Consider the following 1,083-nt stretch of genomic DNA (forward strand, 5'->3'; position numbering starts at 1 on the left):
GAGCAACCGGTCGACGCTCGAATGCTCGCGATGGGCGTTAACGAAATTACAAATCCGCAACACAGTCTTTTCCTGACCGATACGTCAACGCGTAGAATGCGCTGCCTTGCGCATCAAAAACCTTGGACGCTTCGCTTGTGAATTCCGTGACTGACACTACCGCCACAACCGCCACTCCCCGCACGACCCCGGTTCGCCAAGAACTCAAAGGCCTGCTCGGGCTGGCTCTGCCGATCATGGTCGCGCAATTGGCCACTACGGCCATGGGGTTCGTCGATGCCGTCATGGCTGGCCGTGTCAGTCCACGGGATCTAGCCTCGGTGGCCCTGGGCAACTCGATCTGGATTCCGGTCTATCTGTTGATGTCCGGCGTTCTGCTGGCCACCACACCCAAGGTCGCCCAACGCTTTGGCGCTGCACAACTTGACGAAATCGGTCCTCTGGTCCGCCAGGCCATGTGGCTGGCGTTGTGTGTCGGGCTGATCGGCAGCGGCCTGCTGCTCAGCGCCGAGCCGATCCTGCATTGGATGAAAGTCGATCCACAGTTGATCGAACCGAGCATGGGCTACCTGCACGGCATCGCCTTCGGTTTGCCCGGCATTGCTTTCTATTACGTACTGCGCTGCTACAGCGACGGCATGGGCCGCACCCGGCCGAGCATGGTCATTGGACTGTGCGGGCTACTGCTGAACATCCCGCTGAACTATGCGCTGATCTATGGCCATTTCGGCATGCCAGCCCTGGGCGGTGTCGGTTGCGGCTGGGCCAGCGGTATCGTGATGTGGTTCATGGCGTTGAGCATGGCCGGTTGGACCTGCTGGGCGCCCTTCTATGCCCACACACGCGTGCTGGTTCGTTTTGACCGTCCGCAATGGACGGTGATCAAACGCCTGGTGGGCATCGGCCTGCCGATCGGTATCGCGGTGTTCGCCGAATCCAGCATCTTCGCGGTCATCGCACTGTTGATTGGCAGCCTCGGCTCTACCGTGGTCGCCGGGCACCAGATAGCCCTGAACATCAGCTCGCTGCTGTTCATGATTCCTTATTCCTTGGGCATGGCGGTGACGGTAAGGGTCGGCCAGG

General features: G+C 60.5%; 1 protein-coding gene. It reads left to right on the top strand.

Going from position 1 to position 1,083, the window contains the following annotated elements:
- Positions 1-137 precede the first annotated feature (137 nt).
- Positions 138-1,083 (top strand): MATE family efflux transporter (locus FFS64_RS31205; RefSeq protein WP_137808465.1); only part of this gene is annotated, 946 nt, incomplete at its 3' end.

This window comes from Pseudomonas sp. G(2018) (assembly GCF_005502415.1).
In the GTDB taxonomy this organism is placed as follows: domain Bacteria; phylum Pseudomonadota; class Gammaproteobacteria; order Pseudomonadales; family Pseudomonadaceae; genus Aquipseudomonas.